At 44.0% G+C, this 16088-nt stretch carries 15 protein-coding genes and 1 riboswitch; of the genes, 10 read left to right on the top strand and 5 right to left on the bottom strand.

Annotated features, from left to right (window positions below):
- Positions 1-21: 21 nt before the first annotated feature.
- Positions 22-192 carry a hypothetical protein gene (locus G476_RS0120275; protein ID WP_156906649.1) on the bottom strand — a complete coding sequence of 57 codons (171 nt, stop codon included), beginning with the start codon at positions 190-192 and terminating at the stop codon, positions 22-24.
- A gap of 727 nt (positions 193-919) precedes the next feature.
- Positions 920-2263, bottom strand: coding sequence for a mechanosensitive ion channel (locus G476_RS22690; protein ID WP_084405878.1), 1344 nt, complete (start codon positions 2261-2263; stop codon positions 920-922).
- Positions 2264-2483: 220 nt separating this feature from the next.
- On the opposite strand from G476_RS22690, the gene G476_RS0120265 reads away from it, so the two are divergent.
- The 4 genes from G476_RS0120265 to G476_RS23745 all read left to right on the top strand — a co-directional run bounded on the left by G476_RS0120265 (position 2484) and on the right by G476_RS23745 (position 7149).
- Positions 2484-4835, top strand: coding sequence for an FdhF/YdeP family oxidoreductase (locus G476_RS0120265; protein ID WP_026691699.1), 2352 nt, complete (start codon positions 2484-2486; stop codon positions 4833-4835).
- A 12-nt stretch (positions 4836-4847) separates the two neighbouring features.
- Positions 4848-5645 carry a formate dehydrogenase accessory sulfurtransferase FdhD gene (fdhD, locus tag G476_RS0120260; protein ID WP_026691698.1) on the top strand — a complete coding sequence of 266 codons (798 nt, stop codon included), beginning with the start codon at positions 4848-4850 and terminating at the stop codon, positions 5643-5645.
- A gap of 18 nt (positions 5646-5663) precedes the next feature.
- The gene (gene moaA / locus G476_RS0120255) at positions 5664-6692 is read left to right on the top strand and encodes a GTP 3',8-cyclase MoaA (RefSeq protein ID WP_026691697.1); all 1029 of its coding nucleotides are present in this window, start codon (positions 5664-5666) and stop codon (positions 6690-6692) included.
- Positions 6693-6798: 106 nt separating this feature from the next.
- Positions 6799-6908, top strand: a riboswitch (SAM riboswitch).
- 82 nt (positions 6909-6990) lie between these two features.
- The gene (locus G476_RS23745; protein WP_156906648.1) at positions 6991-7149 is read left to right on the top strand and encodes a Fur-regulated basic protein FbpA; all 159 of its coding nucleotides are present in this window, start codon (positions 6991-6993) and stop codon (positions 7147-7149) included.
- Positions 7150-7283: 134 nt separating this feature from the next.
- Here the strand turns inward: G476_RS23745 and G476_RS0120245 are convergent, their stop codons facing one another.
- Entirely contained in the window at positions 7284-7994 is a 711-nt protein-coding gene (locus G476_RS0120245) for a hypothetical protein (RefSeq protein WP_026691696.1), read from the bottom strand.
- 379 nt (positions 7995-8373) lie between these two features.
- On the opposite strand from G476_RS0120245, the gene G476_RS0120240 reads away from it, so the two are divergent.
- Together G476_RS0120240 and G476_RS22685 are read left to right on the top strand one after the other, a co-directional pair.
- Positions 8374-9069 carry a tryptophan 2,3-dioxygenase family protein gene (locus G476_RS0120240; protein WP_026691695.1) on the top strand — a complete coding sequence of 232 codons (696 nt, stop codon included), beginning with the start codon at positions 8374-8376 and terminating at the stop codon, positions 9067-9069.
- A gap of 13 nt (positions 9070-9082) precedes the next feature.
- Positions 9083-9688, top strand: coding sequence for a L,D-transpeptidase family protein (locus G476_RS22685; RefSeq protein WP_051314962.1), 606 nt, complete (start codon positions 9083-9085; stop codon positions 9686-9688).
- Positions 9689-9826: 138 nt separating this feature from the next.
- On the opposite strand, the gene G476_RS0120230 is transcribed toward G476_RS22685, so the two are convergent.
- Positions 9827-11350, bottom strand: a complete 1524-nt coding sequence (locus G476_RS0120230; protein ID WP_026691694.1) for an FAD-dependent oxidoreductase — start codon at positions 11348-11350, stop codon at positions 9827-9829.
- Positions 11351-11479: 129 nt separating this feature from the next.
- Here G476_RS0120230 and G476_RS0120225 point away from each other — a divergent pair, with 129 nt between their 5' ends.
- Positions 11480-12070: a hypothetical protein gene (locus G476_RS0120225; protein WP_026691693.1), complete on the top strand. Its 591-nt coding sequence runs from the start codon at positions 11480-11482 to the stop codon at positions 12068-12070.
- Positions 12071-12123: 53 nt separating this feature from the next.
- On the opposite strand, the gene G476_RS0120220 is transcribed toward G476_RS0120225, so the two are convergent.
- Positions 12124-12426 (bottom strand): hypothetical protein, encoded by a 303-nt coding sequence (locus G476_RS0120220; protein ID WP_026691692.1) that lies wholly within the window; start codon positions 12424-12426, stop codon positions 12124-12126.
- 316 nt (positions 12427-12742) lie between these two features.
- On the opposite strand from G476_RS0120220, the gene G476_RS0120210 reads away from it, so the two are divergent.
- The 3 genes from G476_RS0120210 to G476_RS23980 are packed head-to-tail and all read left to right on the top strand — an operon-like array spanning position 12743 to position 16023.
- Entirely contained in the window at positions 12743-14164 is a 1422-nt protein-coding gene (locus tag G476_RS0120210; RefSeq protein ID WP_425387246.1) for a circularly permuted type 2 ATP-grasp protein, read from the top strand.
- Complete coding sequence (locus G476_RS23985; RefSeq protein WP_026691690.1) at positions 14158-15153, top strand: alpha-E domain-containing protein; 996 nt, start codon at positions 14158-14160, stop codon at positions 15151-15153. The genes G476_RS0120210 and G476_RS23985 overlap by 7 nt, the downstream gene beginning before the upstream one ends.
- Before the next feature lie 15 nt (positions 15154-15168).
- Entirely contained in the window at positions 15169-16023 is an 855-nt protein-coding gene (locus G476_RS23980; RefSeq protein WP_026691689.1) for a transglutaminase family protein, read from the top strand.
- The last annotated feature ends 65 nt before the right edge of the window (positions 16024-16088 follow it).

Below are 16088 nucleotides of genomic sequence, written 5' to 3'. Positions count from 1 at the left end.
CGGGGACAGACCCCATAGCCATCAACTTAAGGATTGAGTGTAGTAAATAAGTCGAAGAAAGGTGTAGCCGGAATGTTCTTCGCTTTCCGCGGCGGTGCCGGCGAGGCCAGTAGAATCTCCTGCTTCTTCCTCTGCAAGTAATGCTTCGTAGTAATCTGCGTCGAAGCAACTCGCAGAAAATTCACGATGCAAACGCTCGTCACTGCCGCAGGAGTCTTTGAACATTCCGACTACACCTATTCACATGGTCAAAGTCAGATTGTCTGTGACAGTTACATAGATTTTGGGGATTCACCAACTAGGTAAACCAACCTATTTTATCGACATACAGGAGCCATTCGAAGTTTATGTAGGAAGTGAAAAAGAAGGGGGGCGAGACATCTTTTCAAATGTTAAAAAGTATAAATAAGGTATTTGTTATATAGAGATCATCCTTCATTAAAAGTAAAAAATGGAGTGAAAGGTGGCGACTCCAGCGACGAGCGTTTACATCACGAGTATGCTACGAGTTGCTTCGACGCAGATGCTTCGGAGCATATGCTTTTAGAGGAAGAAGCAGGGAGCTCTTCAGCCGAGACCCCGCAGGGACGAACGGTTACATCACGAATAAGCTACGAGTTGCTTCGACGCAGACGCTACAAAGCAATACTAGTAGAGGAAGAAGCACAGTTCCGGTGGAGGCTAAGGCGATGCCCGCGGAAAGCGTCCACCTGTAACGGAATTTATCCTTGTAAATAAAACATCTGAAAGGAAGCTTCTTTGTCGTGTGAAAAAATGAAAGTGAATGATCAATAAGAGAGAAAACCGAAAGAAGCCGCCAAGTTTGCTTAACTTGACGTCTATTGGGTCTGACCCCATTACATGGGAAACAAAAAACCTGTGCCGAGACGATACTCGGCACAGGTTTTTCTTTGTTATCTTATAGATTATTTGGTCCTCCAGAAGGTCCTCCAGTTGGCCCTCCAGTTGGTCCAGTTGGTCCATTGTTAGGTCCGTTTGAGTCTCGTTGAATTTTGCGCTCAAAACGGTCCAAGTTGCGTTTTGCAAAGTCGCGACCGCCGATACCAAAGGAAATAGCAAAGGCGACACTTAAACCACCAAGGATAAGAAGGAATCCGATATTCACGATCGTTGTCGCAAATCCGAGCTGATCAAGAGCCATAAATACAGCGAACGTAATGACGATGTATTTGACTAACGCTGCAGAGAATGGACTGTTTGTGTAGCGTTTGATAATACCTTGAAGCAACGTGCCTCCTACGAAAGCTAGACCTAAGATAAGAAGGGCGCTTACTAGAAGAGGCAAGTAGATGATAATGGCGTTACCGATCTGGTTAAGGACATTTAGTTGAAGAACGTTTAGGGCTTCAACTGTAAAGAAGACGATAATCAATACTTTGACTACTTGTCCAATGATGTTGGCAAGGTCAAATCGATTTCCTTCTCTAGGCTCCATTCCGATAAAATCGTAAACGGAATTGATACCGGTACGGTGGAGGAGACTAATTAACAAGTCGGAAATGAACTTAGCCAAATAGTAACCTACAATGACTAGAATAATTGCTACAAATACGTTTGGAATCATGGTTAAGACCGTGTTAAGTACAGCAGTAATAGGTTCTGAAACGGTTTGGATATTCAACGTTTCAAGTGCTACTGTAACGATCGGTATCATAATGATTACAAAAACGAAGGTAGAGAGAATGTTTGCCAAGGTCTGTTTACTCTGTGCAGCCGGCTTTTCACCTGGTGCAGGGGGAGATGCAGTGTCTGCAGGTGTTGCAGTTGTAGAATGTCCAAGTCGATTGAACCAATGGTCAATATTCAAGCTTAAGAAAAGGTTATGGACAAGGTTTCGTACGAGTTTTGCAATAAAATAACCAATAATAAGTATGACAGCAGCAGCGAATACATTAGGTAAAAAGGTAAGGAACTGCTCGACCATATTTGAAATGGGCTGAGCCACAGTTTGCATATTAAGCGCGGCTAGGATACTTGGAAGGAAAAGAATAAAAACGAGAAAGAAAAAGACATTTCCAATGGATTTGAGGATTTCTCTTCCTTGCTCTTCCGATGTAACAAGGCGGGATCGCACAAGACCTCGGGAAGCGCCGAGCTTACCGAATCCTTTAACGATAATACCTCTAACAACTTTGGCCACTATGTAAGCTAGCAGAAGGAGAAGAAGGGCAATAATAACGTTTGGTATGGCTTGGATCAAGGATCCCATGGCAGATTCAAAACTATTCGATACATTGTTCAATACAATCACTCCCATAGCAGAATATAGAACAATAACCTCTTAGGGGGCTGGTTAAACAACAAAAGGAGAATTTACCACTCTTTTAAACAAACTACTTCTTTGTACCCCCCTCCTCCCGATCCCACGATTTTACACGAAATTGTGCGGGGACAGACCCCGGTGGTATACTGGGTGTATGCGCTTTCAAATAGTGCGAGATTAAGAGAGAAGGGTGATAGGAATGGGGAAAACGAAGCATCAGGGGCCAATGAAGCTGCCAAAGACGCCCGATCCGAAGCATTGGGTGAGTATGGTGCCGTTCGGTCTTGGCAAGGTCAAGCCGAAGCACATTCGGGACACGGCGAAAGTAGTCTGGGACAACAAAGACAACCTGCCTTATGCGACGCGGATTTTGACTCAGGGCGTATGTGATGGCTGTGCCCTTGGGGTTGCTGGCTTGTATGATCAGACCCTTTCTGGACCTCACATTTGTACAACCCGACTCAATGTTTTAAGGCTGAACACCATGCCTGCCATAAAAGACGAAATTCTCTTTTCTGATATAAATGAACTTCGAAAAATGAATAGCTCCGAGTTGAGGCAGTTAGGACGGGTTCCTTATCCGCTGTCCAGAAAGCCGGGACAGAAGACGTTTACGCGGATTAGCTGGGATGAAGCACTGAACCGGATCGCCTCAAAGATCAAAACGATTGACCCGAAACAATTAGCGTTCTTTTTGACCGCCAGAGGTATCACGAATGAATCCTATTATGTAGCAGGTAAAGTAGCCCGCTTCCTCGGAACGAACAACATTGATAACGCCTCGCGGATCTGCCACTCTCCGAGTAAAACGGCCCTTAAGCGATCTCTCGGCATCGGGGCTTCAAGCTGCAATTACCAAGATTGGATTGGAACGGACGTCCTTGTTTTTTGGGGATCGGTCGCATCAAACAACCAGCCCGTATCCACCAAGTACATGTACGCCGCTAAGCGGAAGGGTACGAAGATTATCATGATCAACCCTTATCGCGAGCCGTCCATGGACCGATACTGGATCCCGTCTGTACCTGACAGTGCTCTTTTCGGAACGAAATTGGCGGACGATGTGTATCAAGTAAACATCGGCGGAGACATTGCCTTTATGAACGGTGTGATGAAGCATTGGTTCGAGATGGAGCGCAGAGAACCTGGCTCCGCAATTGACCGAACGTTTGTTAACGAACATACCAATGGGTTTCGTGAGCTTAAATCCCATGTGGAAAAACAAGAATGGACTACGCTTGAGGAATCTTCCGGTCTTTCAAAAGATCGAATGCTTGAATTTGCCCAGTTGCTCGCCAAGTCGAAAAGTGGCGTGTTTGTATGGTCCATGGGACTGACCCAGCACCGGTTTGGTACGGACAATATCTCTCAAGTGGCGAACCTCGCTATGCTTCAAGGATTTCTTGGACGAAAATATTGTGGTGTCATGCCGATTCGCGGTCACTCAGGCGTTCAAGGATCTGGGGAAATGGGAGCCGATCCGTTCGTACTCCCTGGAAGCGACTTTGATGAGGCTAACCGAAAGCGAGTGCAAAAGCTGTGGCGTTTTGATATTCCGAGCTGGCAAGGAGACATTGTGGGTGTGTCGTTGGAAAACGCCGTTCTCCCTGAAGATCATGAGCGGAAACTCAAAGTCTTTTACACATCCGGTGGGAACTTCCTTGAAACGATGCCAGACCCAGCCTTTGTTGAAACGTGCTTAACAAACGTGGACCTTCGGGTGCATCAAGACATCATCTTGAACACGTCCACCCTTGTTGATGCCAAAGAAGAAGTGATTGTCCTGCCGGCTGCGACTCGATATGAACAGCCTGGCGGAGGAACGTCCACCTCAACAGAGCGAATGGTTTATTTTTCACCTGAAATTAAAGGGCACCGAATTGAAGAAGCGCGCTCCGAGTGGGAGATTTATGTTGATTTGGCTAAGCGTGTCAAACCGTATAAAGAGGAACTCATCAATTTTGAAAATGCCCAGGAGATCCGTGAAGAAATCGCCAAAGCCCACCCTGTGTACGACGGCATTCAGCATCTTCACAAAAAAGGTGACGTCTTTCAGTGGGGCGGAGCGTGGCTTTTGGAAGGTGGGGTCTGTCCAACAAAAGACGGGCGAGGAACCTTGCTGCCGATTGTCCTACCGGAACTTCGGAAGCCAGAAGGCCACTTTTATGTGACGACACGAAGAGGAAAGCAGTTCAATTCCATGATATACAGTGAAAAAGATCCGAATAACAATGCCGATCGCTACGACATTTTGTTAAACAAGAAAGATTGTGAGGAGCTTGGCATAAAAGAAGGAGAAGCCATTGTTGCCTACAATAAATACGGCGTGTACCACGGGAGAGCGAAAATTGACGCTACAAAACAAGGGAATATTCAAGTATACTGGCCGGAAGGGAATGTCCTGATTCCAAAAGGGGTATATGAGCAGTACGCAGGAATTCCAGAATATAACACGGCAGTAGTAGTCGAAAAAGCAGAGACGTTTCACGCCAAAAAAGACACGAAATATGTGGAGAGACGCATCGAAGAGCTCGAAACGGAACTTAGTTAAAGGAGGGCGCTTATGGATGACATTATGCATTCTCGCCCGATCGTAAAATATGAAAATGGCAGTCTCACTTCGGTCGAAGATACGATAGCGTCAGAAACAGCGCTTACTGTACAAGTAAACAACGAAGAGTTCGCTACTATGGTTTGTACACCGACTCATCTCGAGGAGCTTGTGATCGGCTTTCTCGCGTCTGAAGGGTTGATACTTACACCTGATGACATCGCTTCTTTATCAATTGATAACGGAAAAGGTTTTGCCTATGTGGCGCTTAAAAACAAGAAAATCTCTTCCGCCCATTTTTCCACGAAGCGAGTGATCGGTTCATGCTGCGGGAAGAGTCGTCAGTTTTATTTTCAAAATGATGTGAAAACATCGAAAACCATTACTACGAAAACGGTGATTACACCCCAGCAGTGCATTCAATTAATGTCACGGATGCAAGAGAGTTCTTCCGACTTTAAAAAAACAGGAGGCCTACACAATACGGCCCTTTGTACCACAGAACAAATTGTCCTTTCCAGGTCGGACATCGGAAGGCACAACGCTCTTGATAAGCTTTATGGATACTGCCTCACGCACAACGTCACGTTAAGAGATAAAGTAATCGCCTTTAGCGGAAGGATCTCTTCTGAAGTTCTATTAAAAGTGTCAAAGATTGGCTCAGGTATCATCCTGTCCAAGTCCGCGCCTACGTCCCTTGCCATTGATCTTGCTCATGACTTGGGAATTACAGCCGTCGGATTTATACGGGGGAACCGCTTCAATGTTTACTCGCACCCTGAGAGGATTGAAGGGTGTAAGAAGCAATAAAGGGAAAGGAGTGTTTTGATGCACACATCTACAAACGTATATGACTCCTTATTTCGTCCATTAAAAGATCTGAGAATTTCCGTCACGGATCGATGCAATTTTCGCTGTTCCTACTGCATGCCGAAAGAAATTTTCGGGCCGGACTATCCCTTTTTGAAAAAAGACGAACTGTTGAGCTTTGATGAAATCATTCGACTTGTTAAGCAGTTTGCAAAACTCGGTGTTGAAAAGATTAGGATCACGGGTGGGGAGCCTCTTCTACGAAAAGACCTTCACCAACTCATTGAGAGAATTCGAGAAATTGAGGGTATTAAAGACATTGCCCTGACGACGAATGGCGTCTTTTTGGTTAAACAGGCAAAACAGCTAAAGCAGGCAGGACTCGACCGTATCAATGTGAGTCTTGATGCGATTGAAGATGACGTGTTCAAGGAAATGAACGGGAGAGGTACGCCGGTATCTCCCGTTTTAAAAGGGATTGAGCTTGCTAAGAGTGTGGGCCTTCCAGTTAAAGTGAACATGGTCGTTAAAAAAGGTGCAAATGAATCGCAAATTGTGCCAATGGCTCGCTTCTTTAAAGGTTCAGACGTGATCGTACGGTTTATTGAATTCATGGATGTAGGCAATACGAACGGGTGGAACTTTGACAGCGTGGTATCAAAAAAAGAGATCGTTGATCACATTGGACAAGTTTACCCCCTTCATTCTGTAGAAGCGAACTACTACGGAGAAGTAGCGGACCGCTTTCGCTATGAAGATGGAGACGGTGAAATCGGCGTGATTTCGTCTGTATCAGACTCCTTTTGCTCGAGCTGTACAAGAGCGAGACTGAGTGCAGACGGAAAATTGTTCACTTGTTTATTTGCTCATAAAGGGACGGATTTACGAAGCCTCATTCGTGAAACGCACGATGATGAAGCGATTTTCTCTTTTTTAACCGATACGTGGAAACAGCGGCATGACCGTTATTCGGATGAACGTACTTCCGAATCGGTCCGCAAAAAACAGGAAGGTGAAAAAATTGAAATGTCCTATATTGGAGGTTGACGATTGTAAAGGCGATCGGTATACTCGGAAAAGATATTGGATTAAATTTCATAAGCGTTGTTTACTCAGGTAGGAATAAGCCAATCCTAGTTAACAACGCGTAATCTTCTTATTAAGAGAGGTGGAGGGACTGGCCCTTGGAAACCTCGGCAACGGATTGATTTCAATACCGTGCTAAATCCTGCAGGCTGCTTTTGGCAGACTGAAAAATGGGAAGGGGAACATAGACAAAGCCCTCTTCTTACATTACGTAGAAGAGGGCTTTCTGAATTGTTTCCTAAAGCAAGGAGGAACCATTGTGAGTAAAGATGTGGAACAGCGCCTTGAGAAAAGGCGGCAGGAGTTGATAGAAAAGCTCCTAAGCAAAGGAATATTCAAAGTGAGTGGTCATCAACTCTATCATTTGACTCTTCGTGAACTGGAAATGGAATATAACCAAGTGAGCAAAGAGGCATAAAAAAAGAGGTTAGCCAAAAGGAGAACGACTCTTGGCTAAGCCTCTTTTGTGTTTTTTAAGGAAACGGTATTTTCACCTGAACAACCTCTGATAAGTTGCCCCTCTTTAACGTCCATCTCTAGCGCTAATGTTATTTAATCGTCCAATTCAATACTTTGAGCAATCTGTAAAAACTCGGCCACTAGTGTGTCCGTTTCTTTATCCATTTCATAGTTGAACGTAAGGACGATGCGACTGTCTTTTTCCATTTTGACTAACGTATGAAAGACTACATCTGTGTCAAGAAACTGATTGGGCACAGGGAGGTTGCTGCCTGTGACATGACCTGTGGTCACAATGTAGTAATCAAATACATCGTTTAATGGAGGGTACTCGTTCAAGTTAATGTCCGTAACGGTCAACGGCAGTTCAGACTTGTCCAGTTCATATTCCATATGCTTGAATTTTGCTTCATCCAACTCGTATTCTTCCAAATAATCTTCCACTGTGGCTTCATGGACTCTGAGGTTGGCAGAATGGTGGCCGGATCCTAGAATGATCATGGCGTTATCAGAATTGAAGTTGTGAGGAAGGAAGGCGGGGACGAGCAAAGACAGTTCAAATTCACTTTCCCTTTCATTCAACTCAAATTCATAGTTATCGATCGCTTGTTGGTCAGGAAGTGTGTAAGTCTCTTCTTCATCTGTGAAGCCTCCCTGTTCAAGATCTTCGTCCGTTTCATCGGAATTGTCTATTTGGTTAACGTTTTCAGCCTCGTCCTCACCGGATGTTTCTTGAGTCGAACAAGCGGCAAAGACGGTCGCACTTAAGAGGCTGGCTGTTAGTAATTGTGTACTTCGTTTCATTTTCTTCTCTCCTAGCTGCTAAATAAAAAGTGCTTCCCATATACGATCAATGCCTCGGGATTAAGGTCTGTATTCAAAGGTAGGACCAAACCGAAGAGCATGTTCACGATTGACAATTATTTGCATAATTCTGTGTAATATCGTGTATGTAAAATGATACATCGTAAATTTTACGTGAAAAGACATCGTTGCCAAGAGGGAATGAAGAAAAAATGACCTATAGGCTAGCATAAAAGTGCACAAACGCATCTTTCTAACCGTAAAACTTCTATTATTTTCAAAACAACTAGCGAGGACGAGACTTCTCTAGTAAAATGAGTAGTGGTTGTGTATGCGCTTACAATAAGGCTGTTTTGCTAAAATATGGAGGGATTACAGAATGGGAAAAACAGATTATGAAAAGTATATCCGAACAGACGAGCTTTTGAGCTTACAAGTGTTAGAGAGTGAAGCAAGCTGTGAGGAAGAGTTAACCTTTCAAGTCATTCATCAAATTTCCGAGCTGCATTTTAAATTGATTATCCAATATATTCATCAAGCTGACAGTCATATGAGAAAAGCGGAACTAACAAAAGCCACTGAAAAGCTACAAAGAGTTACGATGCATCTGGAACATTTGCCACCTGTATTTGATATGGTAAAAGTGATTAGTCCAAGAGATTACCATACGATTCGTCTAGCGCTGGGAAGAGGAAGCGGGCAGGATTCACCGGGATTCAATGAAATCCTTCGCCTCGGTCCGACATTATGGGAGCCGTTTAAAGCGTTGCTCGACGCTGAATCTTTAACGGTGGTAGACCTTCATGAAAACGCTACTGGTCGTTACGAGTTGTTTTTACTTATGCAGGAATTGACTCGTTTTGACGAATGCTTCCAAACATTCAGGCACCAGCACATTCAGCTAGTTCGTCGCATGATTGGCCTCAATACGAGAAGTCTAAAAGGCGTTCCGGCTCAAATGCTTGAACGAGGAGCGAAATTCGAATTTTACCCAGATCTTTGGCAAGCCATCAGTGATCTCACTGACCTTACCGGTTCAAGTTATAACCCAAAGCCGCTCAAAGATAAAAAGTAAGAGGAGGAGCCCATTGAGCATAACAAACCAAATCATAGAAACCATGGGGATTTCCAAAGAAACAAATCATTTGATCATGGCCATCCACGAGGGGGAGGGCCATGCAACTGTGCATTATTGGTCAAACGCAAAAGGTAGTTGGGAAAGAAAAATGCAGGTAGATGGGTTTTTGGGGAGTGGGGGAACGACTGATCCAGATAAAAAACAAGAAGGTGACAAAAAATCTCCTCTTGGCATTTATAAAGTTAGTACACCATTTGGAACAGAAGATCCAGGAACGAACCATCCCTTTACAAACATTACGCCGCGATCTTATTGGATTTCAAATCCTTTAGACGTTCATTATAATACGTGGCAAGAGCGTGACCACTCACATAAAGACGATGAACACCTCATTAGCCTGAAGGATGAGTACAAATATGCCATGGTTATCGAATATAATACTGATCAATGTGTAAAAGGAAAGGGAAGTGCCATCTTCCTTCATATCTCAAATGGCACGCCTACGTTAGGGTGCGTGTCGGTCCCGGAAGCTCAGATGCGCATGCTGATGCAAGAGTTGGACGAACCCGCATATGTGATCATAGCAAATAGTGAGAGCGATTTGATAAATTATTAAAACGAACACCCCGCCGGAAAAGGATTCCGTAGGGGTGTTCGTCTGTATGGAAAAGGGTTCAATTAAACATTCAAAATATGTGGATCATTTGATACAGTAGTCCCGCTCCATCCTCGCTGCACCAAACCTTCAAACAAATTAATCCAAATCAAGCTTCTTTAACGGTTTGTCCGCAGGACCTTCAATGACCACGCCTTCTACGTCAAAGCGAGATCCGTGGCACGGGCAATCCCACGTCCGGTCTCCATCGTTCCATTCACATTCACAACCGAGGTGCGTGCAGGTAGTATCAACCACATGCAAGCGTCCGTCCAGATCTTTGTAAGCACCTGCACGCTTCCCTCGAACCGTGACAACACCACCTTCATCGCTTGTTAAGTCTTCGGGCTTTCTACGTACCATGTCTACTTTTCCTTTAACAAAGTACTTGGCTACATTCGCGTTTTCTTTTACAAACTCTTTAATGCCAGGGTCTGCTTTCATTCTGTGTGGAGTGAAAAGCTCGGTGTACCGGTTGTCTTTTTCCAAGATGCCGTCGCGGATGATCTTTGCGGCTACTGTGCCGTTTGTCATCCCCCATTTGTGAAAGCCAGTAGCTACAAAGATATTTTTATGCTTTTTTGTTAAGTGTCCAATGTACGGAACCTTGTCCATCGTAATCAAATCGTGGGTTGCCCAACGGTGTAGAATTTCCCCGTCCGGAAACAGCTCTTTACTATACGCAGCCAACGCTTCGTAATGCTTGGAGGTGTCGACACCTTGACCTGTCTTATGTTTTTCTCCACCAATAATCATGAGCGGGCCGTCTGCTCCAGGGGTAGAACGGATCGAACGCTTTGGGTCTTCCACATTAATGTACATCCCGGTTGCAATCGGCTTACTCGTTTTGACTGCAAGGGAATAGGAGCGCTCTGCATGCATCCGTGTGTAATATAGCCCCATTCCGTCATAAAAAGGGAAGTGGGATGCAGCGACCACGTAGTCGCACTCGACTTCATGACCGTCCCTAGTCACCACACGAGGGCGCTCCCCTGTTTTAACGTCATTGGCTGTTGTATTCTCGTAAACCGTTCCGCCTGCTTTTACAAATTCTTTAACCAACACATTCAAATACTTGACCGGGTGAAATTGAGCTTGGTCGCGCATCACGATGGCCGCTCTTGCATGAATCGGGAGTGTTTTTTCGTCGATGAGCCCTCCGTTAATATCGAGCTCTGAATAGGCGTCATCTTCTTTTTTTATGTTGAAAATCTCGTCAGGGTCGGTTGTAAAGACAAACGCGTCTTCATGGCTGAAGTCACAATCAATCCCTAGGTCATTGACGAGGGATTCGATTAATTCAAGTCCTTCTTGATTTGCGTCGTAGTACAATCTCGCTTTTTCTTTTCCGAAATGTTGAATCAATTCATGATAAAACAATCCGTGTTGAGACGTAATTTTTGCAGTTGTATGACCGGTCGTTCCGTTTATGAGCACACCGGCATCGAGTAAGACGACGTTTTTCCCTTCTTTTTGTAAAAGGTAAGCAGTTGTAATCCCGGCAATTCCTCCGCCGACCACTACCACTTCACAAGACGTGTCTTCTGAAAGGGTGGGGAAATCGAATGGTTCCATGTCGATTCGCCAATATGGCTCCGGAAATTTTGGCACTTGGTCATTCATAGGGAATCCTCCTTTTTTAACCATCTTCTTCTACCATAACTTTTCCCAACTCATTTAAAACATGCATTTACCATATGGGACCAATAAATTGGAAAAAGGTGTTACGATGGATGTAGAGGAGGGGACGTGTTGGATAAAAAAGAATTAAAAACGTTAAGAATGAAACAGCTTCTTTTTGTGAATGGAACACTTCTACTTTGGTTTACCTTCTTTTTTGGATTAATTTTTATGTTTGATGTAAGCACGCGAATCTTTTTTATCGTCATCGCCGTTATTTTAGCTGTAGACGGTCTATTTACGATAACAGGGAAGAAAAAAGTAGCAGGCATGGGTGGATGGGTACCCTCTATGAAAAAAATCATCGCATACGAGCGAGAAAAGATGGGGGATGAGTGGCGGAAGAGTTCAAAAAACAATGGTATTTGGTCCATTGTCTTAAGTGGACTTATGCTCTTCCAGGCTTGGATGGCGCGATCGGGAGATACGTTCTCATTTGCATTAGATCGTACCAACATCATCTTCTTCAGCAGCCTTGTCCTAGTGTTGCTCCTTGTGATAAATGGAACAACTCTTTATCACAACTGGAAAGTCGATCGCTCGGATAGCCAAGAGGACTTCAAAGGATATACGAAAAAAATGAACCTGATTGGTATTGGTATAGGTGTACTTGTCGGGTATGTGTTGATTATTGTAATCATCAACTTGGTCGCACCACTTTAAAGAGGGGGACTGTCTTTTGAGACAGCCTTCTTTTTGAATAATGAGTATGTCTCTTAGTTAATGGCTGTTTTCGTATAGATTGTTGCTTTTTTATTATTTTCTTCCTCACTTAGAATTTTTGTTGAAGCATACGGGCCCTTCGCTTTCCGTGGCGGTGCTAGCAAGCCGGTAGAAATAACCTGCTTCTTCCTCTGCAAGTAACGCTTCGTAGTGATATGCGTCGAAGCAACTCGCAGAAAACTCACGATGCAAACGCTCGTCACTGCCACAGGAGTCTCGAGCCCTTCTGCTTCAACTTTTTCTTGTATAAAAACAACAGTACTTCCGAAAATAGCGTAGTTAATAAACCCTTTCATTTTCCTGAATTGGAGCCTTACACACTTACGTAAGGGTATACTCCCTTTTGAAAACATATCTGGTGCAGTAGCCTAAAACCAGACTAAGCGTTAGAGGAAATTCGACGTTTCGTGAAGAATTATATACAAATAACAGACCTGAACATCATTCTTGCTTTTGAAATAGCATTCCTTTTGAAAAAAAGAAGTGTAAAAAATTTCAAAAGAGGGAAAAGGATGGACACTATGTTTTGCGTGAAGCAAGATAAATAGTTTTCCTGAGGGAGGAGATGGATAGGTGTTAAAGCAATATGATTCTAAAGCCTTTTTTGATGAGATGATGGAGATGGACGGAAAGCCGAAGTCGCACTATGAGCAGTTTCATGATATTTTAAATCGATTCTCGGTCGAGGACTTGCACGAGAAAAATGAAACCGCTCAATTAAGCTTTCTACGCCAGGGGATCACGTTCACGGTTTACAGTGACAAGACAGGGACAGAGCGAACAATGCCGTTTGATTTTATACCTGTCATTATTCCGCCTGATCAGTGGGAGCAAATCGAGAAAGGGATGAAGCAGCGGGTAAAAGCGCTCAACCTGTTTCTTGAAGACGTTTATAATGACCAACAAATCATAAAAGACGGGTTAATTCCGAGAGAGTTAATTGAGGAAAACCCTTATTATTATAAAGAACAAGCGTCCGGCCTTAAAATCCCGAACGATAGTCACGTTTTTTTAGCGGGTATCGACTTGATTCGTGATGAACATGGCGAATATCGTGTTCTCGAAGATAATTTACGAAATCCATCAGGGATGTCTTATGTGTTCCAAAACCGCTTTGTCATGAGGCGAGTATTCCCCGAATTTTTTAACAGCCATCAAATTTGCACTTTAGAACGTCAGCTATCCAATCTTCACGAAGCTCTACTGAGTCATGCTCCTGAAAACTGCGAGGATAAAGACCATCCGATTGCGGTCCTCCTTACACCGGGAAGCTATAATTCCGCCTATTATGATCACGTGTTTCTCGCCCAACAAATGGGGATTGAACTTGTTGAAGGACGTGACTTGATCGTAAAAGACGACTGTGTATTTATGAAAACCATTCGAGGGCTTCATCGCGTGGATATTATTTATCGTCGAGTCGATGACGATTTCCTTGACCCGGAAGCGTTCAATCCCGATTCCGTTCTCGGAGTACCGGGGCTATTGGAAGCTTATCGTAAAGGAAATGTGGCCATTACAAATGGAATCGGAAACGGAGTTGCAGACGATAAAGCGATGTATGCATACGTTCCGGATATGATTCGTTACTATTTGGATGAAGAGCCACTCATTAAGAATGTAGAAACGTACTTTTTGCGTGACAGAGAAGCGAGAGAGCACGTCCTCGAAAACTTGGACAAGCTCGTCGTGAAAAATGTCGGCTCCTCAGGGGGATACGACATGCTGATCGGCCCTCACGCAACAAAGGCTGAAATTGACTTATTTCGCGAAAAAATCATACAGGATCCTGCTCAATATATTGCTCAGCCTACAATCAAACTTTCAAGGGCTCCGGCGTTTCAAAAGGAGCGTTTTTATCCATGTCATGTGGACCTCCGTGTATACGTCATGGGAGGCAAGAAGTTGAAGGTACTTCCGGGTGGATTGTCCCGTGTCGCTCTTAAAGAAGGGTCTCTTGTGGTAAATTCATCACAAGGTGGCGGAGGCAAAGATACGTGGGTTCTGAAAAAAGGGAGTGATGATTCATGCTAAGCCGAGTTGCGGATTCGTTATACTGGATGGCAAGAAACATCGAACGAGCCGAAAATAATAGCCGAGTATTAAGTGCGAGATTAATAAATATGCTTGAAGCATCTGACACAGACGCAGTTGCTGAACGAGATTGGGAAGAGGTCATCGAAATTTGTTCGTCTCTTTCTGATTACAAAAAGGAATATTCCACCTTTAATCCGGATACAATTGTCCAGTACTTAGCTTTCCAAGATGGAAATCCGAACTCTTTGGCAAACTGTATTGGATTCGGAAGGGACAATGCGAAATCCGCTCGTGAAATCATCCCTCATGAATTGTGGGAATGCTTAAACGAGTGTTATTGGAACAGCATTGATGTAGACCGTCAATATTGGAATTTACAAGAAGTGGACCGATTACTTCGTGAAATTAAACTGATGTCCTTTACGACACAAGGGGTCATTGAATCATCCATGACAAGAGACGCGACTTACACTTTTATCCAAATTGGTAAATGGCTAGAACGAGCAGAGAAAACAGCTCGGATCTTGAATGTCATGTGTGAAAAAGCCCGTAAGGAGTCAGAAAATCCGGAGGAGCATCATTATTATTACTGGCTTGCTGCCCTGCAGTTTGTCAATGGACATGATGCCTACTTAAAGAAATATCCTCCGGCAATTTCGGCTAAAGATGTTCTTTCCTTCTTGATTACGGACGGCACCTTTCCCCGCTCCATTCAATATTGCGTGAACCACGTATGGGATTCCGTAAAGGATATGGAAGGCGGGAAAGTATCCCATTATTCCGAGGAGTTATTCGATGCGATTGAGCGTGTGAAAATCGAATTCGATGAAATGCGAATTAAAGATCTTCAAATGCACGAGTTGGGTGAGTTTTTGGACCAGTTCCAAAACCATTGCAATAACATCGGACATATCTTCTCCAAGACGTATTATTTGATTGAGCCTACTGACTCATCGGTGGGGGTAATGACACAGTACCAGAATTGAGAGGGGAAGGCAGGCATGATATACCAGATCGAGCATACGAATCGCTTTCACTACGATACACCTGTAGACCAAAGTATGAACCATATTCGCTTAAAGCCAAGAACTGATGAGTGTCAGCGGCTGCTATCGTATCGTTCCGACATTAACCCGAGCTCATTAACAAAAGAGCATCTCGATTTGTGGGGCAACACGGTTGAAACGTTTTTTATACCGGAAGTGCATGAAACATTGGAAGTGAAAACGACATCGATCGTCAGCATCCAACGTAGCCCATTTATTAAAATGGTTGATTACTCTACTGAAATGAGAAACATCTACCATTCCGATTTATTTCGAAAGCATTACCTGGCTTATTTAAACGATACGCCGTATACATTCTTATACAAAGATCAGGTCGACGAGATTGTGAATGCCGTCGGGGATATTCATAACCCTGTTCAATTCTCGATCGAAGTGATGCGCTATATTCATGAGAACTTTACGTACGATACAAGTACAACAAACGTAAATACGAAAGCTCATGAGTCGTTTCCGCTGAAAGCTGGTGTTTGTCAGGACTTTACTCACATTATGCTAGGCATTCTCCGTGCACGACTGATTCCGGCACGCTACGTTAGTGGCTACTTATATGTTGGGGAAAATTCAGCACTCATCGGTGACGCTGCGACTCATGCCTGGGTAGAGGTTATGGTACCTGGTATTGGTTGGTGTGGACTTGATCCGACTAACAACGTGGAAGCGTTAGAGCACCATATCCGAGTAGGCACTGGTCGAGACTATTCAGACCTTAGCCCACTCCAAGGGGTGTATCGTGGCGGGCAACATACACTTACGGTCAACGTAAGCTGCACACTTTTGGACTCACAATAAAGAAGGGATTGAAAAAAGCTCGAACGTAAGCTTTTCAATGCCATCCTCTTCACAAAAAGGCCTCA

Origin of the sequence: Alteribacter aurantiacus DSM 18675 (assembly GCF_000429705.1) — a bacterium.
GTDB lineage: Bacteria > Bacillota > Bacilli > Bacillales > Salisediminibacteriaceae > Alteribacter > Alteribacter aurantiacus.
This window is presented reverse-complemented; position numbering and strand designations above follow the sequence as displayed.

Excerpts from the sequence above, each read along its gene's own strand:
- G476_RS0120265 (WP_026691699.1), top strand. The coding sequence starts at position 2,484 with ATGGGGAAAACGAAGCATCAGGGGCCAATGAAGCTGCCAAAGACGCCC.
- fdhD (WP_026691698.1), top strand. The coding sequence starts at position 4,848 with ATGGATGACATTATGCATTCTCGCCCGATCGTAAAATATGAAAATGGC.
- moaA (WP_026691697.1), top strand. The coding sequence starts at position 5,664 with ATGCACACATCTACAAACGTATATGACTCCTTATTTCGTCCATTAAAA.
- G476_RS0120245 (WP_026691696.1), bottom strand. The coding sequence starts at position 7,994 with ATGAAACGAAGTACACAATTACTAACAGCCAGCCTCTTAAGTGCGACC.
- G476_RS0120240 (WP_026691695.1), top strand. The coding sequence starts at position 8,374 with ATGGGAAAAACAGATTATGAAAAGTATATCCGAACAGACGAGCTTTTG.
- G476_RS0120230 (WP_026691694.1), bottom strand. The coding sequence starts at position 11,350 with ATGAATGACCAAGTGCCAAAATTTCCGGAGCCATATTGGCGAATCGAC.
- G476_RS0120220 (WP_026691692.1), bottom strand. The coding sequence starts at position 12,426 with ATGAAAGGGTTTATTAACTACGCTATTTTCGGAAGTACTGTTGTTTTT.
- G476_RS0120210 (WP_425387246.1), top strand. The coding sequence starts at position 12,743 with ATGATGGAGATGGACGGAAAGCCGAAGTCGCACTATGAGCAGTTTCAT.
- G476_RS23985 (WP_026691690.1), top strand. The coding sequence starts at position 14,158 with ATGCTAAGCCGAGTTGCGGATTCGTTATACTGGATGGCAAGAAACATC.
- G476_RS23980 (WP_026691689.1), top strand. The coding sequence starts at position 15,169 with ATGATATACCAGATCGAGCATACGAATCGCTTTCACTACGATACACCT.